At 62.7% G+C, this 24,373-nt stretch carries 18 protein-coding genes and 3 pseudogenes; 15 read left to right on the top strand and 6 right to left on the bottom strand.

The window, feature by feature from the left end; all coding sequences use genetic code 11:
- Window positions 1–3 precede the first annotated feature (3 nt).
- Window positions 4–1,554, bottom strand: a complete 1,551-nt coding sequence (gene glgA / locus HZR81_RS10680; protein ID WP_500128061.1) for a glycogen synthase GlgA — start codon at window positions 1,552–1,554, stop codon at window positions 4–6.
- A 297-nt stretch (window positions 1,555–1,851) separates the two neighbouring features.
- Here glgA and HZR81_RS10675 point away from each other — a divergent pair, with 297 nt between their 5' ends.
- On the top strand, window positions 1,852–2,358 hold the full coding sequence (locus HZR81_RS10675; protein ID WP_156245830.1) for a CinA family protein: 507 nt from the start codon (window positions 1,852–1,854) through the stop codon (window positions 2,356–2,358).
- A gap of 2 nt (window positions 2,359–2,360) precedes the next feature.
- Here the strand turns inward: HZR81_RS10675 and HZR81_RS10670 are convergent, their stop codons facing one another.
- Entirely contained in the window at window positions 2,361–3,473 is a 1,113-nt protein-coding gene (locus tag HZR81_RS10670) for a mechanosensitive ion channel family protein (protein WP_500128097.1), read from the bottom strand.
- 202 nt (window positions 3,474–3,675) lie between these two features.
- Here HZR81_RS10670 and HZR81_RS10665 point away from each other — a divergent pair, with 202 nt between their 5' ends.
- Both HZR81_RS10665 and HZR81_RS10660 read left to right on the top strand, forming a co-directional pair.
- Window positions 3,676–4,206, top strand: coding sequence for a ferritin-like domain-containing protein (locus HZR81_RS10665; protein ID WP_110776977.1), 531 nt, complete (start codon window positions 3,676–3,678; stop codon window positions 4,204–4,206).
- A 13-nt stretch (window positions 4,207–4,219) separates the two neighbouring features.
- A pseudogene (locus HZR81_RS10660) lies at window positions 4,220–4,420 on the top strand (DUF2061 domain-containing protein); the annotation flags it as partial.
- 11 nt (window positions 4,421–4,431) lie between these two features.
- Here HZR81_RS10660 and HZR81_RS10655 read toward each other — a convergent pair.
- Window positions 4,432–4,707 carry a DUF1652 domain-containing protein gene (locus tag HZR81_RS10655; RefSeq protein ID WP_500128060.1) on the bottom strand — a complete coding sequence of 92 codons (276 nt, stop codon included), beginning with the start codon at window positions 4,705–4,707 and terminating at the stop codon, window positions 4,432–4,434.
- Window positions 4,708–4,981: 274 nt separating this feature from the next.
- Here HZR81_RS10655 and HZR81_RS10650 point away from each other — a divergent pair, with 274 nt between their 5' ends.
- From HZR81_RS10650 to HZR81_RS10640, 3 genes are all read left to right on the top strand, one after another.
- Window positions 4,982–5,275 (top strand): hypothetical protein, encoded by a 294-nt coding sequence (locus HZR81_RS10650; RefSeq protein WP_063542295.1) that lies wholly within the window; start codon window positions 4,982–4,984, stop codon window positions 5,273–5,275.
- A 27-nt stretch (window positions 5,276–5,302) separates the two neighbouring features.
- Window positions 5,303–7,870, top strand: coding sequence for a DNA ligase D (ligD, locus tag HZR81_RS10645; RefSeq protein ID WP_500128059.1), 2,568 nt, complete (start codon window positions 5,303–5,305; stop codon window positions 7,868–7,870).
- Between the two features lie 166 nt (window positions 7,871–8,036).
- Entirely contained in the window at window positions 8,037–9,077 is a 1,041-nt protein-coding gene (locus tag HZR81_RS10640) for a hypothetical protein (protein WP_500128058.1), read from the top strand.
- Between the two features lie 142 nt (window positions 9,078–9,219).
- Here the strand turns inward: HZR81_RS10640 and HZR81_RS10635 are convergent, their stop codons facing one another.
- Both HZR81_RS10635 and HZR81_RS10630 read right to left on the bottom strand, forming a co-directional pair.
- Window positions 9,220–10,695: an FAD-dependent oxidoreductase gene (locus HZR81_RS10635; RefSeq protein WP_500128057.1), complete on the bottom strand. Its 1,476-nt coding sequence runs from the start codon at window positions 10,693–10,695 to the stop codon at window positions 9,220–9,222.
- A gap of 324 nt (window positions 10,696–11,019) precedes the next feature.
- Window positions 11,020–12,180 carry a DUF1615 domain-containing protein gene (locus HZR81_RS10630; protein WP_500128056.1) on the bottom strand — a complete coding sequence of 387 codons (1,161 nt, stop codon included), beginning with the start codon at window positions 12,178–12,180 and terminating at the stop codon, window positions 11,020–11,022.
- A 380-nt stretch (window positions 12,181–12,560) separates the two neighbouring features.
- On the opposite strand from HZR81_RS10630, the gene HZR81_RS10625 reads away from it, so the two are divergent.
- Complete coding sequence (locus tag HZR81_RS10625; RefSeq protein ID WP_500128055.1) at window positions 12,561–13,037, top strand: DsrE family protein; 477 nt, start codon at window positions 12,561–12,563, stop codon at window positions 13,035–13,037.
- A 489-nt stretch (window positions 13,038–13,526) separates the two neighbouring features.
- Here HZR81_RS10625 and HZR81_RS10620 read toward each other — a convergent pair whose 3' ends face one another.
- A complete protein-coding gene (locus HZR81_RS10620) occupies window positions 13,527–13,886 on the bottom strand; it encodes a YgjP-like metallopeptidase domain-containing protein (RefSeq protein ID WP_234175060.1) in 360 nt (119 codons plus the stop codon).
- Between HZR81_RS10620 and HZR81_RS10615 the strand changes: the two are divergent.
- The 8 genes and pseudogenes from HZR81_RS10615 to HZR81_RS10580 form a co-directional block, all read left to right on the top strand.
- A pseudogene (locus tag HZR81_RS10615) lies at window positions 13,867–14,235 on the top strand (Arm DNA-binding domain-containing protein); the annotation flags it as partial. The gene HZR81_RS10620 and the pseudogene HZR81_RS10615 overlap by 20 nt on opposite strands.
- Window positions 14,232–14,498: pseudogene (locus HZR81_RS10610) on the top strand (S26 family signal peptidase); the annotation flags it as partial. The pseudogenes HZR81_RS10615 and HZR81_RS10610, both read left to right, overlap by 4 nt.
- 460 nt (window positions 14,499–14,958) lie before the next feature.
- The gene (locus HZR81_RS10605; protein WP_230697856.1) at window positions 14,959–16,950 is read left to right on the top strand and encodes a relaxase/mobilization nuclease domain-containing protein; all 1,992 of its coding nucleotides are present in this window, start codon (window positions 14,959–14,961) and stop codon (window positions 16,948–16,950) included.
- A gap of 108 nt (window positions 16,951–17,058) precedes the next feature.
- Window positions 17,059–17,457 carry a BlaI/MecI/CopY family transcriptional regulator gene (locus HZR81_RS10600; protein ID WP_020750883.1) on the top strand — a complete coding sequence of 133 codons (399 nt, stop codon included), beginning with the start codon at window positions 17,059–17,061 and terminating at the stop codon, window positions 17,455–17,457.
- Window positions 17,457–18,452, top strand: a complete 996-nt coding sequence (locus HZR81_RS10595; RefSeq protein WP_230697857.1) for a M56 family metallopeptidase — start codon at window positions 17,457–17,459, stop codon at window positions 18,450–18,452. Before HZR81_RS10600 ends, HZR81_RS10595 begins: the two co-directional genes overlap by 1 nt.
- A 140-nt stretch (window positions 18,453–18,592) precedes the next feature.
- Window positions 18,593–19,840 carry a TolC family protein gene (locus HZR81_RS10590; RefSeq protein WP_003111094.1) on the top strand — a complete coding sequence of 416 codons (1,248 nt, stop codon included), beginning with the start codon at window positions 18,593–18,595 and terminating at the stop codon, window positions 19,838–19,840.
- On the top strand, window positions 19,837–21,066 hold the full coding sequence (locus HZR81_RS10585; RefSeq protein WP_230697858.1) for an efflux RND transporter periplasmic adaptor subunit: 1,230 nt from the start codon (window positions 19,837–19,839) through the stop codon (window positions 21,064–21,066). Before HZR81_RS10590 ends, HZR81_RS10585 begins: the two co-directional genes overlap by 4 nt.
- A gap of 10 nt (window positions 21,067–21,076) precedes the next feature.
- Window positions 21,077–24,217: an efflux RND transporter permease subunit gene (locus tag HZR81_RS10580; protein WP_230697859.1), complete on the top strand. Its 3,141-nt coding sequence runs from the start codon at window positions 21,077–21,079 to the stop codon at window positions 24,215–24,217.
- Window positions 24,218–24,373 lie beyond the last annotated feature (156 nt).

Below are 24,373 nucleotides of genomic sequence, written 5' to 3'. Positions count from 1 at the left end.
TCTTCAGATGGTTAGACGAACCTCGCGGCGCTCCGTGAGCAGCTGCCGGTAGAGCAGGTCATATGGCTCGATCGCATGACGCCAGAAGAAGCCGGCGGACATCGCCCGGCAGCGCATCGCGCCGAGCAGTTGCGGACGCTGATGGCAGGCCAGCGCCCGCTGGACCGCTTGGCGATAGCTCTCGACGCTCGGTTCGTCGAACAGGAAGCCGGTGATGCCATCCTCGATGGAATCGGCCAGGCCGCCGGTGCGGCGAGCGATCGGCAGCGACGCATAACGTTGTGCGTACATCTGGCTGAGGCCGCACGGCTCGTAGCGCGACGGCATCAACAGGAAATCGCTGCCGGCGAACAGCCGACGGGCATCGGTCTCGTTGAAGCCGACGTGCGCCGCGACCCGGCCCGGATAACGGCGGGCCAGCTCCCGCACCTGCTGCTCGATATGGCTCTCACCCTGACCGAGGATTGCCAGCTGGCCTCCACCCTCGACGATGCTGTGAGCGACCTCGAGGGTGAGGTCGACGCCTTTCTGATGAACCAGGCGCGATACCACCGCGAACAGCGGCGCCTCGCTGGCTTCCAGGCCGAACGATTCGCGGATGTAGGCGGCGTTCGCTGTCTTGCCATCCCAGTCGCGCGCGCTGAAACCGCTGACCAGACAGGGGTCGCTTTGCGGCTCCCAGCTCTCGTCGATCCCGTTGAGCAAGCCACTGAGCAGGCCCTGGCGGGCCTTCATGCTGAGGAAGCCCTCCATGCCACAGCCGAACTCCGGCGTGGTGATCTCCTGGGCGTATGTCGCACTGACCGTGGTGACCTGATTGGCGTAGGCGATGCCCGCCTTGAGGAAGGACAGCTTGCCGTAGAACTCCATCCGCTCCGGATCGCACGCTTCCCCGGGAATGCCCAGATGGCGACGCAAGCTCATATCGACATTGCCCTGGTAGGCAAGGTTGTGAATGGTGAAAACGCTGGGCGTCGATAGTCCGCGCCAATGCATGTAAGCCGGAGTAAGGCCGGCCGGCCAGTCATGCGCGTGCACCAGTTCCGGTGCCCAGCTGATGCAGGCGGTACCCGCGGCGATCTCGGCGGCGGCCAGGCACAGGCGGGCGAACCGGACCGGGTTGTCGGGCCATTCCTGGCCGTGGGCGTCGCCGTAGGGTGAGCCTTCGCGCTCGTAGAGTTCCGGGCAGATCAGGACGTAGATGATCAGGCCGTCGGGCATGTCCATACGGCCGATCCGGCAGCCGGGCACATCGGCATACGGCCCCAGGTTGCCGACCGTGCGAATGGCGTGTCCGCTGTTGATCACCTGCCGATACCCAGGGATCAGCACGCGCACATCGTGACGGGCGCTCAGCGCACGGGGCAGGGCGGCGGACACGTCGGCCAGCCCACCGGTCTTCACCAGATCAGTCAGCTCAGAGGTTACGAAAAGGATGCGGCGTTTATCGTCGTGGCTACTGCGAATCTGCAGAGCAGGGCGAGTAACCGGAGGCAAATTGAGTGGGGCCTTCGGCAAGCCGAGAGGCTGGGCGTTCACAGCGGCAATACTCATCAAGATCTCCCCAAGAGCTCCGGCGAACAGGCACCGGCGCCAGCTACGAGCATATTTCTCCCATGCAACGATCTGATGACCGCCACATACCATGAACACGACAAGGTAAAACGACTTTTTGGGGCTGCCGCGAGACAGGCAGGGCTGCGCCGGCCCTACCAGAAACCAGACCCAGCGTCGCGGTAGAAGTTCTTAAAAATGTAGAACAAAAAACCAACACTGGAACTCACAGCAGGCCAACCCGTTCCGAATAAAAACCCTCAACGAAATAGCCCACAGAAGGGTGGAGCAAAAAGCATGCAAGAGATCGAACGAGTCGTTGCGTTTCTGCAGCGAGAGCAACTCAAGCTGACCACGGCAGAGTCGTGCACCTGCGGGCTGATGGCATCGTTACTGGGCGATATTCCAGGCTGTGGCCAGGTGCTCGACAGCGGCTTCGTGGTCTATTCGCCGAAGGCGAAGAACCGTCTGCTGCGGGTTGAGTTCGAGACCATGGAGAGCTTTGGCCTCACCAGCGAAGAGGTCGCGCGGGAGATGGCGGTCGGCGCGCTGAATGCGAGTGGCGCAACGTTGGCAGTAGCCAATACCGGCGTCGCCGACGACGATCAGGAAGACGCCGGAGGCACCCAGTGCTATGCGTATGCACTGATGCGGGGCGAACGGCAGGTGGTAGTGAGCGAAACGGTGCAGTTCGACGGTGACCGGGTGGAGATCCGCAAGCAGGCTGCACGACACGGGCTCACCCAGCTGCCGGGCATGTACGCGCGCCTGCTGAAGAAGCTCGATGGGGAAAGCGGGGCGTAGCGCTATACCGGCGGCTGGCGTTCCGGCTCGACGTGCTCCGGCTGCGACATATCGACGCGCTGTTTGTGGCCAACGCTGAGGTCAGCGCGAAGCTGCGGCAGCGAGTGGGGATATTGGCGCTGGATGAACCCCAGCAGATTTTCACGGATATGGCAGCGCAGGTCCCAGTTGCGTGACGAGTCCGCCGAGCTGACCAATGCACGCAACTGGATGGATTTCTCGCTGGTGTCGGTCACCTGCAGTAGGCAGACACGTCCATCCCAGAGCTCGGGAACGTCCTTGCACAGCCGGCGCAGCTCTTCACGCAAGGGCTCGAGCGGCAACGAGTAGTCGGTCCAGAGGAAGACCGTGCCGATCAGGCTGGAACCGCGACGGGTCCAGTTCTGGAAAGGCTTTTCGATGAAATACTGCAACGGAACCACCAGTCGCCGATCGTCCCAGATCCGTACGACGACGTAGGTCCCGGTGATTTCCTCGATACGCCCCCATTCGTTCTCGACGATGACCACGTCATCCAGCCGGATCGGCTGGGTCATGGCGATCTGTACGCCGGCGATGAGGTTGGCCAGCACCGGCCGGGCAGCAAAGCCCACCGCCAGACCGGCAAGCCCGGCCGAAGCCAGCAGGCTGGCGCCGAACTGCCGCGCGCCGGGGAAGGTCATCAGCATTGCCGCAGCCCCGATCAGCAACACGAAGAAGGCGAGGGTACGCAGCAGCACTCGCGACTGGGTCTGAATCTGGCGGGCTCGCAGGTTGTCGACCACATCTACCGGATTGCGCAGCTCGATGAAGTGCTGCAGGCCGCGCAGCGAGCGCATCACCAGCCAGGTCAGGGTGGCGATGATCAGGAGTGTGGTGACGTGGCGTGCGGCGTCGATCAACAGCAGATCGTTCGGGGCCGACGTCCATACGCCCTGCACGCCGATCAGCGGCAGCAACACCCGAATGGGCTTCTCCAGCTGTTCGGACAGCTCTCGGGTGAACAGAAAAGCCCGGGCCAGACGCAGCATCAATGCGGTCAGTAGCCGTCCAAACAGGCTGAGGACCAGCGCGACGAACAACGCCGCAACGATGGTGCGCAACGCCGGCTGGCTGATCTGCTGGTCCCATTGCAGGAGGAAAGCTGGAAATTCGATGGTGGTGATCCCGTTGGCCATGTTCTGGCCCAGTGACAGACGCTGACCCGCGAAAGTTCAGGGCAGAGCATACGGACCACCCCGGACGGATGGGCGGAACTCCTGTGCGCGTGGTGCCTCACAAATTTCAAGTGGGCTGCGAAGAAAGGCCCAGTATTCCCTGACCAGATTGGAGTGAGCCATGCAAAGTGCACAGACCGGCAACGACGTCCGTACAGAACGCCTTATCGAATGGCTGCGTGATGCGCATGCCATGGAAGCGCAGGCCGAGACCATGCTCAACAAGCAGGCCAGCCGTATCGAGCACTATCCGGAACTCAAGGCGCGAATCGAGCAGCACATCACCGAGACGCAAAACCAGGCCAAGCTGATCGAAGGTTGCCTGCAGCGTTACGACAAGTCCTATTCGGGGCTCAAGGACCTCGGCGGCAAGATGATGGCCATGGGGCAGGCCATGGGCGGGATGATGGTCAACGACGAAGTCGTCAAGGGCGCGCAGATGGGCTACGTCTTCGAAAACCTGGAGATCGCCTCGTACAAGATCCTGATCGCCGCTGCCGAGGCGGTAGGTGACATGCAGACCAAGGAAGTCTGCGAACGCATCCTGGTCGAGGAGATTGCCATGGCTGACTGGCTGCGCGATCACCTCGCCGAACTGACCCAAGCCTATCTCACTCGCGCGGCAGAGCCGAAGGTCGAAGCCAAGCGCTGAGTTCCCGCCCGCAGGTCCGGCCGCCATAGGCGGGGCCGTCGCGCTGATCGAGCCGTTGTGCAATACGCTGGTGTTCTATCTGCACGAGCGGGCCTGGCAGCGCTTCGGTCGGCAGAAAGCGTCCCACTCCTACAGTTACGGCCATGATGTCTTCCTCCGGTACATGAGCCGTGGGCAGCGTGGCGCCAATCGTGCGGCGCGCTCATCGCGCTGATTGCCAACTGCTCACTTCACCGTCTCGAAGCGGCCGCCTTCGCTCGGTAGCGTGCTGCGGGTCGCGTGCATCTCTATGCGCAGCTCCTGAGCGAGGCGCACCAGATTGGCTGCGTCGCGGCACTGGTCATAGGAAATACCGAGCACGGTCAGCTCTTCGTTCGGCGGTTCGTGAAAGAGGCGCACGCTGAGCGAGCTGTCGGTTTTATCGCGCACCTCGCAGTGAAACGGGCGCAGGTAGGTGTGCAGAATGGCTTCGATCTTGAACAGAGGAAGACGCGTATTCATAAATCCTCCCTAGCTAAGGAGGGTGACTGAAGCGCAGTACGGCGTTCGCTGCGCACCCCTGGTTTTGCGACGTCTCTCAACCGTAGCAGCCTGATCCCGGTTGTAAATGCGGCGATCTGTCCATCGATGGGATTAGCTCGCGCGGAGGCTCTAGCGCGCTGAATCTCACCATCACCGCTCATCGGAACTTCCGTCGTTGCGGCGCTGGTCGCTGGCTGAACTCATACCGGCAGAGGATGACCAAATTAAGTACGCAGCCTCGCCGGAGACCGAAATGAACAAACTACTGCTTGCGACATTACTCAGCGCATTGGTCGTGACACCAGCCGTCGCACAGTTTCCTGCCGGTACCCCGCGGGACGATACCGGGTCGCGTCCGAGCCCGATGGGCAACCCCACACCGCAGGAAAAAGTCGAAACCCGCAAGGACCAGCAGGGGCGGACGGTCACCGAGGATGGCCGCCTGGTGGTGCCGCAGCCCGGCGAGGAGAAATCCACCGATCCCGCGCGTCATTCGGCCCCCGGCGGCCCCAATGACACGTCGACGGATGCCGGCAAGCTGGAATGACCCCTGCTTTCGACGCGGAGCTCAGCCATGGCGCTCGACGACTATCAACGCATGCGCGACTTCGCCGCCACGCCGGAACCCGCTGGCAAGGCGCGGCCGAAATCGCGCAAGAGCCAGACTCTGCAGTACTGCATCCAAAAGCATGACGCGACGCGCCTGCACTACGACTTTCGCCTGGAACTGGATGGCACGCTGAAGAGTTGGGCGATTCCCAAAGGGCCGAGCCTGGATCCGAGCGTGCGCAGGCTGGCGGTGCACGTGGAAGACCATCCGCTGGAGTACGCCACCTTCGAGGGGCATATCCCCGAAGGGCATTACGGTGCCGGCGATGTGATCGTCTGGGATCGGGGTGTGTGGAAACCACAGGGCGATCCGCAGGAGGGTTACCGCAAGGGCAAGCTCAAGTTCAGTCTCGAGGGCGAAAAGCTCGCCGGCAGCTGGAACCTGGTCCGCACGCGGATGGACGGGAAAAAAGAACAGTGGTTCCTGATCAAGTCGCGTGACGAGGCGGCGCGCGAGGAGGGCGATTACGACATCGTCGCAGCCGAACCCGATAGCGTGCTCAGCGACCGAACCCTGGTGCCGCGCAAGCGTGGCGCAGCCAAGGCGCGGATCGCCGAATCTCCGGCCAAGCCGGTCAAAGCACCGGCGAAGAAGCGTCGAACGGGGCAGCAGAAGGCGGCAGTCACCCTGGAAGGCGCGGTTCCGGCTGAGCTGCCGGAGAGCTTCAAACCACAGCTGGCCACCCTGGTCGATTCGGTGCCCGCCGGCGACTGGCGCTACGAGATCAAGTTCGACGGCTACCGCATGCTCGCGCGCATCGATTCCGGCGAAGTCAGGCTGTTCACCCGCAACGGCCACGACTGGACGGCGAAAATGCCCCAGCAGGCCGCAGCGCTGGCCGGACTGGGTCTGGAGTCGGGTTGGCTGGACGGTGAGGTGGTGGTGCCGAACGAGGAGGGCACCCCGGATTTTCAGGCGCTGCAGAACGCATTCGAAGCCGGCCGCAGCGGCAACATTCTCTACTATCTGTTCGACATGCCCTACCTGAACGGCATGGACCTGCGTCAGGTACCGCTGGAGCAGCGCCGGTCGGCACTGCATGAGGTTCTGCAAGGTAGCGACAGTGAGTTGCTGCGTTTTTCCGAGGACTTCACCGAGCAGCCCGACAGCATTCTGGAAAGCGCCTGCCAGATGAAGCTCGAAGGCCTGATCGGCAAGCGCGTCGGCAGCAGCTACACCTCCCGGCGCAGCAGCAGTTGGGTGAAGATCAAATGCAGCAACCGGCAGGAATTCATCATCGTCGGCTACACCCAGCCCAAGGGCACCCGCACCGGTTTCGGCGCACTGCTGCTCGGTCTGCATGATGACAAGGGCGAGCTGCGCTACGCCGGCAAGGTCGGCACCGGCTTCAACCATGCGACCCTGCAGAGTTTGCATAAAAAGCTGCGGAAGCTGGAAAGCGATGAAAGCCCGCTGGCCAAGGCGCCGCCGGCCGCCGATGCGCGTGGCGCGCAGTGGCTGGAGCCGAAGCTGATGTGCGAGGTGGCGTTCGCCGAGATGACCCGCCAGGGCGTGGTACGTCATTCGGTGTTTCATGGCTTGCGCTCTGACAAACCGGCGAAAGCGATTACCCATGAGCGACCCAAGGTGGCTGCCAAGCCTGGAGCGGTCGGCACGCGTGGCAGGACTGATCCCATCGCCCGCGGGCGCATCAAGATCTCCAATCCCGACCGCGTCATCGATCCCAGCAGTGGAACCACCAAGATCGAGCTGGCCCGCTTCTACGCGCAGATCGCACCTTGGGCCCTGCCGCAACTCAAGGCCCGCCCGCTGGCTCTGGTGCGCGCACCGGAAGGGATCAGCGGTGAGCTGTTCTTTCAGAAACATGCCGACAAGCTGGCCATCCCGCATATCACGCAGCTCGACCCGGCACTCGACCCGAAGCATGGCGCGCTGCTGGTAATCGACAACGCCGAAGCACTGGTCGGTGCGGCGCAGATGGGCACCGTCGAACTGCACAGTTGGAATGCCGTGGCACCAGACCTCGAGCACCCGGACCGTTTCGTCCTCGACCTCGACCCGGATCCTGCGCTGCCTTGGAAACGCATGATCGAAGCGACGCAGCTGACGCAGACCCTGCTGGACGAGATCGGCCTGGTTTCGTTTCTAAAGACCAGCGGAGGGAAGGGCATGCATATCATCGTGCCCCTCGACCCAGTGCACGAGTGGAGTGAGGCCAAGCGCTTCAGCCAGGCCATCGCCCAGCACATGGCCAAACTGCTACCTGGGCACTTCTCGGCGGTCAGCGGACCGAAGAACCGGGTCGGCCGCATCTTCATCGATTACCTGCGCAACAGCCGCGGCGCCAGTACCGTCGCCCCATATTCGGTGCGTGCACGAGAAGACCTGCCGGTTTCCGTGCCCATCCATCGCGACGAGCTGGCGGACCTCAAGGGCGCCAACCTCTGGACCGTGCGCAACCTGCTGGAACGCCTGGAGGAACTGGGCGACGACGATCCCTGGGCAGAGATGCCGCGGACCAGGCAGACCATCACCGCGCAAATGCGCGAGCGTCTCGGCATGTCGACTTAAGTCGCCGCTGGTCTAAACACCGGTTGCTCTACACCGTCAGGGCGATACCCGGGTGACGCCACTGGGCGAACAATCGGCGCGTTCAGGGGAGCGGTAGCGGTGAGGGACGCGCCAGACAATGCCAGCATGATGTCGGCCAACAACAGTATTCGAAGGAGTGTCCTGCATGTTCGCGCATGAACCGCTTATCGCCTGCATCCTGCTTGGCTCGCTGCCAGGCTTGGCTTTGGCACAGGCTGAAACCATTCAGACCGGAAACGACAACGAGATCATCCTCGAGCAGACCGGGCCGAATTTGGCGACCCAGGTGCAGCAAGGCACGCTGAACTGGTCCCGTGTCGTCCAGAACGGCGACAACAATCTCGCGCTCACCGACCAGCGCGGCTACGCGCTGCAGGCGCAGATCGTCCAGACCGGCAGCCAAAACCAGGCCAGCGTCTACCAGGCCAACCTGGATTACAGCAGCGTTGCGCAGATCGATCAGCTGGGCACGGCCAACCTCGTGGAACTGGTGCAGCAGGATGGCAATGGCAACTATGCCGTGCTCCACCAGCGGGGCGCGGGCAACGTGCAGCAGGTTGACCAGACCTTCTATGTCAACTCCCTGGATGCCCGTTCAGAGGGCAACGACAATCTGATCGAGGTGGTGCAGAACGGTGGCGGAAGTGCGCAGCTGAGCCAGCTGGGAAATGGCAACCGTCTGGATATCCTCCAGGAATCGCCGGCCTACGGCTCTTCGGCCCGGGTAACCCAGGACGGCGATTTCAACCAGGCGGCGGTGACGCAGATCGGCGGGCGCTACTACACCGGCGAGGTGCGGTTGGTGCAGCGCGGCGACTCCAACAGTGCCGACGTGACGCAATGGGCGGGCTTCAGCACCGTGGAGTACACCCAGGAGGGTGCCGGCAACGAGCTTAACGCATGGCAGGGTACGCGCAGCGGCCTCATCAGCGGCAGCTCTGTGGGCAACGACAACCGCGTCAACATCAGCCAGGGTTACGATGGCCCGGTGCTCGAGATTGCGCAGACCGGTTCGGCCAACGAAATCGATGTGGTGCAGGATGCCGCCTATGGCACGGCTTCAATCAGCCAGACCGGCGATGCCAATGTCGCCGTGCTCAATCAGCTGACGGAATTCGCCGCGCCACCGAGCGCCGCCATCATCCAGAACGGCACTGGCAACAGCACGTCGATCACTCAGCGCTAGCAGGTAGTTTTGCAACGGCCTGATAGAGCGACGGCAAGCGCGACTATCAGATGGTCGCGCTGCGTTCATGGAACGCCGCGTACGGCTTGTGCTGCACAGCGACAGCAGGCGTCAGCGGCGAAGAGTTCGCCCGGGTGCACATTCAGAGCGACCTTGCTGCCAGCGGTTCGATGGCCGGGCCGTGTATGACCTCGCCGTCAGCCTGGAAGATCGAGCCATGGCACGGGCAATCCCAGGTACGGTCGGCGTTGTTCCAGGTCACGCTGCAGCCCATGTGTGTGCATGCGGCGGATACGGCGTGCAGGATGCCAGCGTCGTCGCGCCATACAGCGAGCTTTTCGTCGCCGCGTGTGACCACACCGCCTTCGCCCGGCGCAATGGAATCCAGGTCGTCGACCAGTGAGTGACTGTCGCTGCTCTGGTTGAAGTTATCCGGGGAAGGCCGATTAGGATCGTAAAGATGCTTCCACGGACGGCGTCCAGTGATGATCTGCCGCGCGATGCCAAGCCCTGCGGCGGTGCCGTTGCTGATACCCCAGCCGTTGAAGCCGGTAGCGACGAACAGGCCGGGCGACTGCTCGCGATCCGGCTCACCGACATAGGCCATCCGGTCAGCGGTGTCGTAGTCCTCATTGCACCAGCTCCAGACCGCTTCGCCCACTGGCAGGTTGCGCTGTGCCCAGTGCTCAAGATCGACGAAGCGTTGGGCGACGTTGCCATCCTGGCCGGTCCTGAAGCGCGGGCCAAGGACAATGAAGAGCGGGCCTTCGTCATCCCGCGCCATGCGAATCGAGTGGGTCGGCTCGTCGATTCCGATGAACATGCCCTCCAGCCGCGCGCCGGCCTGCGGGCGAAAAGCCATGGCCACGTGGCAGCGCGGCTGGGTCGGACTGACGAGGTCGATCGGTGTTTCGACCGGCATGTGCGTGGCGAGAATCATCTGGTCGGCTTCCACGCTCCCATTGTCGAAACCGACGCGCCAGCGTTCCTGGCGTTCGAAACTCTTCGCGCGGGTGTGCTGATGGATTCGCCCACCACGCGCCTGCAGCGTATTGGCAAGACCGATCAGGTAGCGGGTCGGGTTGAACTGCGCCTGGTCGGGGAATTCCAGTGCGCCAGCGGTGGCGAAGGGCAGCGGCGGCTGGTCGACCACGCGCGCGGCAAAGCCCAGGCGGCGCGCCGCTTCGGCTTCCTCTTCGATGGCTGACCGCCAATCGGCGGAGCAGGCGTAAGCGAAGGCGGACTGCCTTTGGTAGTCGCAGTCGATGGCATGGCTCGTGATCCAGTGGCGAATTCGCTCCACCGCCTCACGGTTGGCGTCCGCGTAGCACTGTGCCAACTCCTGGCCGAAGGTATCGATCAGGTAGCGGTAGATCAGCGCATGCTGGGTGGTGACCTTCGCGGTGGAGCGTCCGGTGACCTGGCCACCCACTTCACGCGCCTCGAGCACCACCACGGACTTGCCGGCTTCGCACAACGTCATGGCAGCGCTCAACCCGACAATGCCGGCGCCAATCACCACCACATCGCACTGACTGTCGCCGGTCAGAGGCGGAAAATTGCCTGGCGGCGCGCTGGCGCTCCAACAGCATTCAGGGATGGCGGATAGGGCAGGCATGGCAAGCTCCTTGTCGGCTGGGTCGAAGGCTGTCCAGGTTCGCTAACCGTTGCAGCAACGGTGGCGCGGCGCCCGGCACGGTGGCTGCCGGGCAGAGCGTGTGCGAAACATCAAGACCTAGGCAGTAGAACGACTCGCTCCGGTCAGGTTCCTGACCATCGGGCAGGGCATCAATGCGCAGCGGTTGGCTGCCGCGGATAGACCCGTGTTTCGTCAGCCGTTGTTCACGGGATGAAGGGGCCGCGACGCCGCGGTAGTATCGAAACAGACGTCCCAGTGGGTCATGGGCATCGTCGTGCACCGCCTGGTCAGCGAGTGCGCACACTAGCTGCGCGCGCGCTTCATGCACGCGAGATGCCGGTCATTGACCCGGTTGGCAAACCAGGCGGTGGTCAGATTGCGCGTGATTTTCGGGCTTTCCAGCCGGATTCCCGGCAGCACCGCCCGAGGCAAAGGCTTGCCGGCGCGCTTTTCGGCCAGTGCGAAGACCTTTTCATACAGGTCGGTTTCCTCGAAACCATGGCTGTCGCCGCGCTCCAGCGCGTTGCGAATCGCCGTCTCGCTCATGTCCAGCTTGCCGGCGAGCGCGCGAACCGCACGCTCGGTCTGACCGGCCTTGCTGCTGCCATGAATGATCAGATCGCCGTCGAGGGCCAGTTTGATGCCACTGGCACGGCTGACTGCGGCCTGAAACGCGGCGTTGCGGCTGGCGTACCAGCCGGCATTGAAGTCGGCGAAGCGGTACAGCGGTTCGCGATAGCTGGTCGGGTAGTCGAGCAGGTGGGCAATGCCGAAATACATGCCACCACGGCGCGTGAAGACTTCGTCGCGGATCGAGCCTTGCCGTTCGTAGGGGTAGGTCCATCGGCGGTCTTCGGCAAAGGCGATGCTGACCTGCATCGGGCCGCCGGTCTTGACCGGGTTGAGCGTGCCGAACAACTGCTTGCCGAGCGGCATGATGCCGAGGAAGTCATCGAAGATTGCACTCAACTGCTCTTCGGTGCGCACCGCCGCAATACGCTGGCTATAGGTCTTGCCGTTGGGCGACTTCACGTCCAGCGCCGCATCCACCACGAACCGTGGGACGTGCAGGCGGCCGGCACGCCGGTAGATTTCCTCTCGCGCGATCTTCGCCAGGCCGGGCACCGGCGGGGTCGCCTGGAACGTCGATTCCTGCACCGTCACGGCCAGGACCGAGCAGATGTTTTCATCGTTCGGCGGAATATCCAGCGCATCGAAGGCTGTGTAGATGTCCCGGGCCCAACCCTGACGATCGGGAATGTCGGCGGGGATCAGGCGAACGATCTTGGCGCGGACTTCTTCCGGCTTGGGCGCCGGCGTCTCCGGCTGCTGGGAGCCACAACCGGTAAGCCCGAGCAACGCCGCTGCGGCGATTGCCGACAGGAACGAGCGGGTGTTGCGAGGTACTGCTCGGGTAGCGGCAAGGCGGTACGCCGTGCGGCAGGTGGAGATCGGAATGGTCATGCGGTCCTGAATGTAATGAGCCCTGGGGCTCGGACAGTAAAACAGCCGAAACCGTTCTGCCTCATTCAGAAACCGCTTGCCGGACACGGCCGTGCACCTGGCCCGTCCATGAGCCAGCGCTGGGACGCGCGGTCATTGCGGATCGGATACGCCACAAGGACCTAGAAATCGTGGCAGTCCGGGCCCTGGCGCAGGTACGTGGTTATCAATAATGAGGCGATCGCGAGAGCATCGGTGGACATTTTGTCGCAGCCGTTTAACGAGCCAATACAGGCGGGAACGTCTACTCTCAACATACCCCAACGGGTATATTGAGCGCAGCGTACGCCCGTTCGTCCAAGGAGCCGCGACCAACCCATGCCGCCCCTTAACGACTGCGCTTGCCGAATGACCGTTCACTTGCACAAGTGCCAGCCCGGCTGGCCCGAGGAGAAGCGAAGATGAAGAGATTCCTTGCTGCCATTGCCCTGGCCAGCGTGGGCTCCGTGGCAATGGCTGAGCAGCAGCCCGTGATGGTGATACTCAGCGACGCCAGCCCCATGACCCAGGGAATGGCAATGGTGCTCGCCAATCAGATGCAGGCACAGGGCGCTCAGGTCGACATTCTGCTGTGTGACCAGGGTGCCGATCTTGCGCTCAAGGACGCAGGCGGCGATGCCCTGAAGCCCAACGACGTGACGCCGGCGCAACTTCTGAGCGCAGCCATGAGCAAGGGCGCGACCGCTTCGGTATGCGCGCTGTATCTGCCAAATACCGGCCATACGCCGGACAAGCTCAAAGACGGTGTTGCCATTGCCAAACCCGATGCGATGGCCCGCGCGATGCTCGAGCCAAGCCGCAAGGTTTTCAGCTTCTGACAGCCGGGCCCGACACGAGTGATTTGTCGCTCGTGTCAGGATCTTCCGGCCGTGCTTGCTGAAACGACAATGGCAAAGCGGGCCAACCGGTCGCAGCAGCCAGCGATGGCTGTTAGCCTCATATGGGTGGGATGCCGCGGCTTAACCAGAATGAATGAAGGCCGCGTACAGCGCGCGGTCATGTACGGCCCCAACTTGCGAGGGTCGTCTCTGTGATTTCGCATAATCTATATTATGTTAAATCGCATATGCCAAAGTGATACGGACCGTCGATCGACATGTCGTACGTCAGCTAACTGGAGAATTCCGTCAAGGATGAGAATTCAAAAAACCCTTCTGGATCAGATGCCTACGATTGGGCGCTGGTATGCCAATCAGCGAGTCGCGCATTTTTTCTCCTAACCTGCACTGCTGCTCACTGGTGGGACATGGCGATCTGATTGGCTGAAATTGACGTTATGAATGGGATCATGCGATGCAGCGAGCAGCCTAGAACTCAGCCAGCACCGATCCGTTAAGTTCCTCACGCAGCGTCCGCCATTGCGGCAAGTGCTGGTTAAGCAACCCGGTAAATCGCACGTTGTGATGGTGCTCCAACAGATGTGTCAGCTCATGCACAAGGATGTATTCCAGACATTGCGCCGGCTTTTTTGTTTCACGATGACTCCAGCCCGGTAGTTCGCTGGACTGCGCCGTAGCTCGATACAGCAGGTTTATCAATAGCTTACGCGCGTCCATCATATGCCGGTGCTTTCTGAAACTTGACCCGGTTTTCCCTCGCGCCGCTCCTATCTGGCTCTTGGAATCCGGGTCGTTCCAAGGAGTCATCATGGCAAAGATCAAGCTCACCAAAACCGCCGTGGAGGCGGCCCAGCCCCAAGCCAAGGATGTTGAACTGCGGGATACCGTGGTGCCTGGCTTCCTGTGCAAGATTACCCCGACCGGCCGCCGGGTGTTCATGCTCCAGTACCGCACGAACTCCGGCCAGCCCCGCAAGCCCTCGCTGGGGCTGTACGGGGAGCTGACCGTCGAACAGGCACGAGTCAAGGCACAGGACTGGCTGGCCGAGGTTCGCCGGGGCGGCGACCCCGGCGGCGCCAAGGCCGAGGCGCGCAAGGCGCCCACGATGGCCGAGTTGTGCAAGAAGTTCATGGAGGACTACTCCAAGAAGCGCAACAAGCCCAGCACGCAGGACGGCTAGGTGCGGTGGCGCCGCAAGAGGTGTGCATCGCTGACGGCAGCGTCCGCATCAACGGCGTGCCTTCGGCCGCCGTGCTGCCTGCCGACCGCTGGGGCCGCCCGCTGCCATCCTGGCAGCAGTGCCGCCGCCTTCGGCCTGGCGAGCTGTTCCTGCTCAGTGTCACCAATCCGGCGTCGTTCGACAGCCGGTATTTCGGGCCGGTCAGCGCATCCGCCGTGATCGGCGTCGCGCATCCGGTCTGGCTGGAATCCCGCCCATGATGGCCGTCGATTCGCTGCACGTTGCCGTGCATCTCATCGTGCCATCGGGCGTGTCGTCCTGCTGGTCGTCGCCGTGTCGTCGCGCGTGCAGTGCGGGTGCCAATCCTGCGCATTGGGCACCGCACTTCGCGCTGCCTTCGGCGCAGCCGTCCAACGTGCAGGCGTCTTGCCTCGAACGCGCCCGGCCTGCGGCCGTGTCCGCGTTCGCCGGCGCGCTGGCTGCTCGCGCAGCAGCGCCGCCGGGCCGCCGCTGCTCCGAGCGACAGCGAGGGGCAAAGGCGGAAGGCAAGACAAAAGGGTGCGGCACCTGTCGGCCCGCAAAGCCAGTCTGCACGTGCGGGTGGCGCGGCACGCAGCGGCTTCGCCGCCGTGCCGCGTGGGGCGCGAGGCTCGCGCCAATGCAGGCTTGTCCGCGTGCTTCGCACGACCAGACATGCCAGAGCTTGCAGGGAGCACAGCCATGACCGACCGCCGCGACGACGATTTCCGCATCCGCCCCGGCGCCCCAAAGAACCGCGACCAGAGCTTCGTCTCCAAGGTGCTCAAGCAGGCGGGCAAGGCCAGCAGCGGCAAGTCCGCTGTGCGCCGTCCTGGCACTGCCACCGGCACCGGCACCGGGAGGGGCACCGGCCAGCGGCCCGGCTCGCGCCTCGGGCGCGGCCACACAGCGGCGCGCTTCGCCGGCGCCAAGCTGACGCCCATGTCGCGGCGCGTGACCATCAAGACGCTGCTGGTCAACCAGCGCCAAGCCAGCCCGCAGTCGCTCGCCAAGCATCTACGCTACATCGAGCGCGACGGTGTGGGCCGCGATGGCGAGCCGGGCCAAGCCTACGGGCCGCAAACCGATGCCGCCGACCTCGACGCCTTCAAGGAACGCTGCGCTGACGACCGGCACCATTTCCGCTTCATCCTCTCGCCCGAGGATGGGGCCGAGCTGGAAGACCTACGCACCTACACGCGGCACCTGATGGGCCGCATGGAAGCCGACCTGGGCACGGGCCTCGATTGGGTGGCGGTCAACCACTGGAATACCGACAACCCGCACACGCACATCGTCGTGCGCGGGCGAGATGACACCGGCAAAGACCTCATCATCGCGGGCGACTACATCGCCGATGGCTTCCGCCATCGTGCGGCCGAACTGGCGACCGAGTGGCTGGGGCCACGCACCGAGCTGGAGATCCAGCAGACCTTGCAGCGCGAGGTGGAACAGGAGCGGTGGACGAGCCTGGATCGCACGCTCAAGCGCGAGCTGGGCGACGATGGCCTGGTGCATGTCGAACGGCTCAACGAGCCGAGGTTGCAACGCCAGCGCCTGCTGCTGATCGGCCGGCTGCAACGCTTGCAGCGCCTAGGCCTGGCCGACGAGACGCAGCCCGGCACCTGGGCCGTCCATGCCGATGCCGAAAAGACCCTGCGCGCCCTGGGCGAGCGTAGCGACATCATCCGCACACTACAGCGCGCCATGCGCGGCGAGCCACGTGGGCTGGCGGTGTTCGAACCGGGAGACGATGGCCGAACCATCCTCGGCCGCGTGGCCGCGAAGGGGCTGGCCGACGAGTTGCGCGACCGGGGCTATCTGGTCATCGACGGCGTGGATGGCAAGGCCCACTACGTCGCGCTCAACGCCCGCGACGAGCTGGCGAACTATCCCACCGGCGCGGTGGTGGAGGTGAAGGGATCGGCCGACGTGCGCGCGGCCGACAAAAACATCGCCGCGCTGGCGAGCGATGGCCTGTACCGCACCGACCACCACCTCGCCATTGCACAGGGGCAGGCCATGCCGGGCCGCGATCCGCAGGAAGTCGTTGCGGCCCACGTCCGCCGGCTGGAAGCCCTGCGCCGCGCTGGCATCGTGGAGCGCGTGGCCGAGGGACTATGGAAGGTGCCGGACGACTTGGCCGAACAGGGCCGCCGCTACGACGCGCAGCGCCTGGGCGGCGTGGCCGTGGAGCTGAAATCGCACCTGCCCATCGAGCGGCAGGCCCGCGTGATCGGGGCCACCTGGCTTGACCAGCAACTGATCGGCGGCGGCTCGGGCTTGGGCGATCTGGGCTTTGGCGGCGAGGCCAAGCAGGCGATGCAGCAGCGCGCCGACTTCCTGGCCGAACAGGGGCTGGCCGAGCGGCGCGGGCAGCGCGTGATCCTGGCGCGCAACCTGCTGGGCACGCTGCGCAACCGGGAACTGACGCAGGCCGCGAAGGACATTGCCGCCGACACCGGCCTGGAGCATCGGCCTGTGGGCGACGGCCAGCGTGTGGCCGGTATCTACCGGCGCGCCGTCATGCTCGCCAGCGGGCGTTACGCGATGCTCGACGATGGCAAGGGATTCAGCCTGGTGCCGTGGCGGCCGGTGATCGAACAGCGGCTGGGGCAGCAGCTTGCCGCGACGGTGCGCGGCGGCGGGGTGTCCTGGGAGATAGGACGGCAGCGTGGGCCTGCCGTTGGTTAGCTTCCACGATAGCAGTGTCCGGCACGGGGCGGCACAATAAACCGATTGACGGTCGGTTTTTTGTGGTGGATACTCTTGAATTCGAGTCAAAACTCGGAGCCGACAACATTGACCAATCACAACGTACCAACACTTGGCGATCTGGAAATCGCCGTGCTCGAAGACATCTGGCGTTTCGGCCCGTCCGATACCAAGGCGGTGTACGCGCGCATTGGGCAGTCTCGCTCGATTTCCTTGAACACCGTGCAATCCACGCTGGAACGTCTGTTTCGTAAGGCCATGCTCCAGCGCGAAAAGATCAGCCATGCCTACGAATACTCGGCACGAGTATCTCGCCGGGAACTGATCCAGAAGCTGGTCGAGTCCACGGTGCGTCGTGTCGCAGGCCCGCAGCCGGATGCGTTGCTGAGCGCCTTTGTCGATCTTGCTGCAAGGGCGGATGACGACCAGCTCAAGAGGCTGGAGGAGTTGGTTGCCCGTCGTCGTGCTGAATTAGATCAGACGTGATGACGAGTTATGGCCCATTACTTCAGTTTGCATTGCTATCCGGCTTCGTGCTGGCGGTAACGCTTACCCTGCTGATTGGAGCCTTCGAGCGCCCATTGCGCCGTGCGCTGTGGGGAAAGGCACCTTCTCAGCGAGCAAGGGTATCTTGGTGGATGCTGGTAACACCTGCGTTGGCGGGTATTGCCTACACGGCCCTGACCATTGCCATGCCGTCGATGTTTGATAGTTCGGCCCGATTTGCCGCTACCTGCTCTGCGCACGCTGACGCGCTCTTGCATCTGTGCGTTTGGCACCCGAGCGGCAATGGGCAAAGTGCTTGGCTATGGGGAGCATTGGCATTGTTGGCGGGATACGCGGCTTGGCTGGCTTCACGGGCCGCAGTGGGTCTTTGGCGTGCTCGGCGAACCCTTGCCTCGATGGTGCGCCTAAGCTGGCGTCCGGGGCACCCAGACAAACTTCGCGTGCTTGATGTCGATCAGCCTATGGCGCTGGCCTGTGGCGTCGGGCATGGCCACATCCTGCTTTCAACCTCGTTGATGCGGCGACTTGATCCAACGCAATTGCGTGTGGTGTTGGCGCACGAACAGGCTCACATCGCCAATCGCGATGTGCTGCATCGCTTGATCGCTGTCGTGTTGTCGAGCATACAGTTGCCAGGTACTCGTCGCCGGTTGTTGCGTGATCTGGAACTCGCCTTGGAACAACGTTGTGATTTTGCCGCTGCAAACGAAGTGGGGTGTCCTGTCGCCGTGGCCGAGACCATCGTTGCAGTTGAGAAGATATTTCGGCAACACGCCAAGGAACAGGTGCCATTGGCGATGGCGTTCTTTTCCGATTTTATCCCTGAGCGTGTCGAGGCGTTGCTGTCGTCCAAGCACTCGTCTGTCTCATACTTGGGGCCGATGCTAGGCATTCTTGTTCTGGCGTTTTGCAGCCTATCTACAGGATGGCTGCATTCTGTGACCGAATCTCTCATCACTGTGATGACGAGGTAAGTCCATATGCGCGCGTGCTGTGTTTTTTTGCTCAAAAAACCGATTGACAATCGGTCTTATGGCGATTCCGCTCCGGCGTGCGCGGGAAGTCGTCACGCGGAATCGTTTGCTCGCCATCTGTTGTCGTCGTGAGGGTTTTCATGAATTTGATCCGCTTAGTAGTCTTGGTGTTCGTCGGAGCCTGCGGTACGTCCGCAGCCCTAGCCGCCGAACCCCTGCGGTTGGAGGAAGCAGTCTCCCGCGCGCTGGCCGCCCATCCATCCATTACCGCCGAAACGGCGCAACTCCAGGCCGTTCGAGCCCGCACGCAGCGCGAAGCCCTGCCACCGCCTTACACCATTGGCGGCGAGGTAGAGAACGTCGCCGGGAACGGCAACCTGCGAGGTATTCGCTCGGCCGAAACGACATTGCGCATCGGTCGGGTCATAGAACTCGGTGGCAAGCGCGAGGCTCGCCAAACGCTGGGACAAGCCGAACTGAGAGAACAAGAGCATCAGGCCACCAAAACGCGGATCGACCTGGCCAGTTCAACTACGGCCCGCTTCATTGAAGTGCTCGCTAGGCAACAGCGATTGACGTATGCCGAGGAGCGTATCAAGCAAGCGGAGCGCACCCGTCGAGAGGTTGCAGCGTGGGTAAAAGCCGCTCGCAATCCTGAGTCGGATTTGCAGGCCGCCGATATTGCGGTCGCTGAGGCGCAGCTCAATCGCGAGAGTGCTGAACTCGAATTGGCGAGCGCCAAGATGACTTTGGCCGCGAGCTGGGGGGCAATGACCCCCGACTTCGGCGAAGTCGTCGGCGACCTCCAAACCTTGCCGACCGTGGCGCCATTCGAGACGTTGGCTACCCGTTTGCCTATGACGCCGGAACTGTGGGCTTCGCGCTTGCGGGCCGACACCATCGGCGCCCGGCGCCGGCTCGCGGAGGCCGAAGCCAAACCCAACATTGACGTCAGCTTGGGCGTGCGACGTTTGGAAGCCTTCAAGGATCACGGCGTGGTGATGTCGATCTCGGTGCCGTTGGGTAGCCCGACGCGCTCTGGATACGCGGTGTCCCAGGCAAATGCGGAGCTTGCTGCGCTGGAAGCGCGGCGTGACGCCGAACGCTTCGAGCGCCACCAGACCCTGTTCGACAAGTATCAAGAACTCACGCACGCGCGAACAGAGGCTGAATCGTTACGCGCACGAATGCTGCCTATGGCTGAAAGCGCCCTGACAACAACTCGTCGCGGCTTTGAGCAAGGCCGATTCTCTTATTTGTCGCTGGCCCAAGCGCAGCGGACGCTGTTCGATCTGCGTGCGCGTGCTGTCGAAGCCGCCACCCGCTATCACCTTCTGCTGGTCGAGGTGGAACGCCTCACCGCCACCGTTGAGGACACCGCACCATGATTCGCATTCTCTCCCTGTTACTCCTTTGCGTATTTGCCGCTGCATGCAGCCCTGGCGGCGACAAACCCAAAGAGGAGGCCAGTGCCCAAGCCAGCGGAAGCTATGAGCGCGGGCCAAACAATGGCCGACTACTCCGTGATGGAGACTTCGCCCTGGAAGTCACCATCTACGAAACCAATGTGCCCCCGCATTACAGGCTCTACGCCTATCGCGACGGCAAGCCAGTCGCTCCCGCCGATGTCGTTGCGACTATCAAACTCTCCCGTTTGGATGGCGAGGTCAACCAGTTCACGTTCACGCCAGAGGGCAACTATCTGGTCGGCAGCGGTGAAGTGATCGAGCCGCATTCGTTCGATGTCGCCGTGTCCGCCGAACATGCCGGAAAGAAGTCCACTTGGTCTTACCAGTCCTATGAGGGCCGCGTAAGCATTCCGGCCGGCATCGCCAAGGATGCCGGTATCAAAACCGAATCAGCAGGGCCGGCAGTCATCCGAGACGTTGTGCGGTTGATGGGAACCGTTGTCCTAGATGCCGACAGACACGCGGCGGTTGGCGCACGCTTCCCTGGCATCGTGCGATCGGTGAACGTGCAGCAGGGCGAGCGAGTCCGCCGCGGCCAGACGCTGGCCGTCGTAGAGGGCAACGACAGTATGCGTACCTACCCGATTACCGCACCGTTCGATGGCGTGGTGCTCGCACGCAATACGAACGTCGGTGACGTGGCCGAGGCAGGTGCGCTGTTCGAGCTGGCCGACCCGTCCAACGTATGGATCGACCTGCGCGCCATTGGCACCGATGCCGAAGCCCTAAAGCCAGGACAGCCAGTACGAATCCGGTCAGCGACTGGGAAGACCGAAGCCAGCGGAAAGATTCAGCGACTGTTGCCGGTGGCCGGCAGCGGCCAGAGCGTCATTGCCCGCGTCAGCATCCCGAACTTGGAGGGACGTTGGCGCCCAGGTATGACCGTGGCAGCCGAGGTCACAGTAGGCACGCGCAACGTACCGCTGGCGGTAAAAGAGTCGGGGTTGCAGCGATTCCGCGACTTCACCGTGGTGTTCACGCAAGTCGGCGAGACATACGAAGTCCGAATGCTCGAACTTGGCGATCGTGATGGTGAATACGTTGAAGTGACTAGCGGACTCAAGCCCGGCACGAACTACGTGGCCGAGCAAAGTTTCCTGATACGCCAAGACATCGAAAAGTCTGGCGCAAGCCACGATCACTGAGGACGCGGATATGCTCGAACGTATCATTCGCGCGTCCATCGCGCATCGCTGGCTCGTGCTTCTATTGGTGCTCGCCCTGTCCGGGCTGGGGATCTGGAACTACAGCCGCTTGCCGATCGACGCGATACCGGACATTACCAATGTCCAGGTACAGATCAATACCGAGGCGCCGGGCTACTCGCCAATGGAGGCTGAGCAGCGCGTCACTTTCCCGGTTGAGACGGCGCTGGCTGGCCTCGCTCGGCTCGACTACACCCGCTCGGTTTCCCGCTACGGTCTGTCGCAGGTCACTGCGGTCTTTGAGGACGGCACTGACATTTACTTTGCCCGTCAGCAGGTCGCCGAACGCTTGCAGCAGGCATCTTCGCAACTTCCGGCGGGCCTGAATCCCTCTCTCGGGCCAGTGGCAACCGGCCTGGGCGAGATATTCATGTACACCTTGGAACCCGAAAAGGGCTACGAGGAAATATGGACGCCGACCGCGCTGCGCACGTTGCAGGACTGGTCGGTGCGTCCGCAGCTCCGCAATCTGAAAGGCGTCACCGAGGTCAACACCATCGGCGGCTACGTGCGTCAATTCCACATCACGCCCGATCCGGTCAAGCTGCTGGCCTACGAGTTGACGATGAACGACGTGCTGAACGCCGTCGCGCGGAACAACGCCAGCGTCGGCGCCGGCTACATCGAACGTCATGGCGAGCAGTACCTGATCCGCATCCCCGGACAAGTGCGCGACATCGAGCGACTGCGGAAAATTGTCGTGGCAACGCGCGATGGACTGCCACTCCGAATTGGCGACGTGGCGGAAGTTCTAGAGGGTAGCGAACTGCGAACCGGCGCGGCCACGAAAGACGGCAAAGAGGTCGTGCTGGGTACGGCATTCATGCTGATTGGCGAGAACAGCCGAGCAGTTGCACAGCGCACAGTAGAAAAGCTCGCTGAGATCGACGCGACACTTCCCGAGGGAGTCCGCGCGCACGCGGTTTACGACCGCACTCAACTCGTTGATCGCACCATCGCAACCGTGCAGAAGAATCTTCTGGAAGGCGCGTTGCTGGTGATTGCCGTGCTGTTCATGTTGCTAGGCAACCTGCGCGCAGCCCTGATAACCGCAGCGGTCATTCCGCTCGCCATGCTGCTGACGATCACCGGCATGGTGCAAAACCGAATCTCGGCCAACCTGATGAGCTTGGGCGCACTGGATTTCGGCCTGATTGTCGATGGCGCGGTCATCATCGTGGAGAACTGCTTACGCAGGTTCAGCGAACGACAGCACCAGCTCGGTCGGCTGTTGACCCGCGATGAGCGTTTCTCGCTGGTTTCGAGCGCCAGTGCAGAGGTCATCAAGCCTGCCCTGTTCGGATTGTTCATCATCACGGCGGTTTACCTTCCAATATTCGCGCTATCGGGTGTGGAAGGAAAGATGTTCCATCCGATGGCTCTTACCGTCGTGATCGCATTGACTGGTGCGATGGTGTTGTCCCTGACTTTCGTGCCCGCTGCGGTCGCGTTGTTTGTCACCGGCAAGGTTTCCGAGAAGGAAACCAAGGTGATGCGCGGCATCAGCCGCTTCTATGCGCCACTTCTCCAGAAGGCAATCAAGCTGAGAGTCGCCGTCGTCGCGGCGGCGGCAGTGCTGGTGGTGCTATCTGGTTTGCTTGCGACGCGCTTGGGCACCGAGTTCATCCCCAATCTGGATGAAGGTGACATCGCCTTGCACGCGATGCGCATTCCCGGAACGAGTCTGACCCAGGCGATTGGTATGCAGCGCCAGTTGGAGGCGCGGATCAAGGAGTTTCCAGAGGTGGAGGAAGTCGTCGCCAAGATCGGTACTGCTGAGGTTGCGACTGACCCCATGCCGCCTTCGGTGGCTGACACTTTCATCATGCTCAAGGATCGTAGCGAATGGCCCGATCCGCGCAAACCGAGAGCCGTACTGCTTGCCGAACTGGAGAAGGCGGTGAACGCCATTCCCGGCAACAACTACGAGTTCACTCAACCCGTGCAGATGCGCATGAATGAGTTGATCGCAGGTGTCCGTGCCGAGGTGGCGATCAAGGTGTATGGCGATGACATGGAGCAACTGGCCCAAATAGGCTCGAAGATTGAAGCCGTGGCCGAGAGTATCGAGGGGTCTGCCGACGTGGCGCTCGAACAGATTACGGGCCTGCCGCTGATGACGATCACGCCGAACGTGGATGCGCTGTCCCGATACGGCTTGGCGATCGACGACGTACAGCAAACGGTGGCAATCGCCCTTGGCGGTGCCGTCGCCGGCCAGGTGTTTGAGGGCGATCGCCGATTCGATATCGTAGTTCGGCTGCCCGAAGCGCAACGCCAAGACCCGAAGGCACTGGCGACACTGCCCATTCCGGTTCCGGCCGGCGCTGCTGCCGGGCTGGGCCAAGCCGCCTACGTGCCGCTCGGGCAGCTTGCGTCGATCGAAGTGGCGCCCGGCCCCAATCAGATCAGCCGCGAGAACGGTAAACGCCGGATCGTTATCACCAGCAATGTGCGCGGACGCGATCTAGGGTCGTTCGTGGAAGAACTGCGTGAACGCGTAAGCCGTGAAATCACGCTGCCAGAGGGCTATTGGGTCAGCTACGGGGGGACGTTCGAGCAGCTCATTTCGGCAAGCCAGCGCCTGTCCGTCGTCGTGCCCGCCGTGTTGGTTCTGATCTTCGGCCTTCTGTTTATGGCCTTTGGTTCAGGCCGGGACGCCGCCATCGTCTTTAGTGGTGTGCCTTTGGCGCTGACCGGCGGCGTGGCTGCATTGTGGCTGCGCGACATTCCGCTTTCGATCTCAGCAGGGGTCGGCTTCATTGCCCTATCCGGTGTGGCGGTGCTCAACGGCCTGGTGATGGTGAGCTTCATCCGCAAGCTGCACCACGACGGAGCGCCGATTCAGGATGCCATTGTGAATGGCGCGATGACGCGGCTACGCCCGGTGCTGATGACCGCGCTGGTTGCAAGCCTTGGCTTTGTACCGATGGCAATCAATGTCGGCACCGGCGCGGAAGTGCAGCGACCGCTCGCAACTGTCGTCATCGGCGGCATTGTTTCCTCGACGCTGCTGACGCTACTGGTACTGCCGGCCTTGTATCGCCTGATTCATCGGCGTGCCGACCGCCAGGACACCACGCCAGCGTGAGAACGCTGATTCTTACCACCTGATCGCAGGATTGCGGCGATTGAAAATCAATTGCCGCTCTCGATCAAACGATTTGCGGAGTTTATTCAAGGTATGAGATTCATGCACGAAAGACTGTCTGGAGTATTGCCGAGTCCTAAGGAAGGTCTGAAGTAG

The organism is Pseudomonas sp. LM13, assembly GCF_041381355.1.
Taxonomy (GTDB): Bacteria; Pseudomonadota; Gammaproteobacteria; order Pseudomonadales; family Pseudomonadaceae; genus Stutzerimonas; species Stutzerimonas frequens.
The sequence above is the reverse complement of the archived record's forward strand: the minus strand, read 5'-3'. Positions and strand labels throughout refer to the sequence as shown.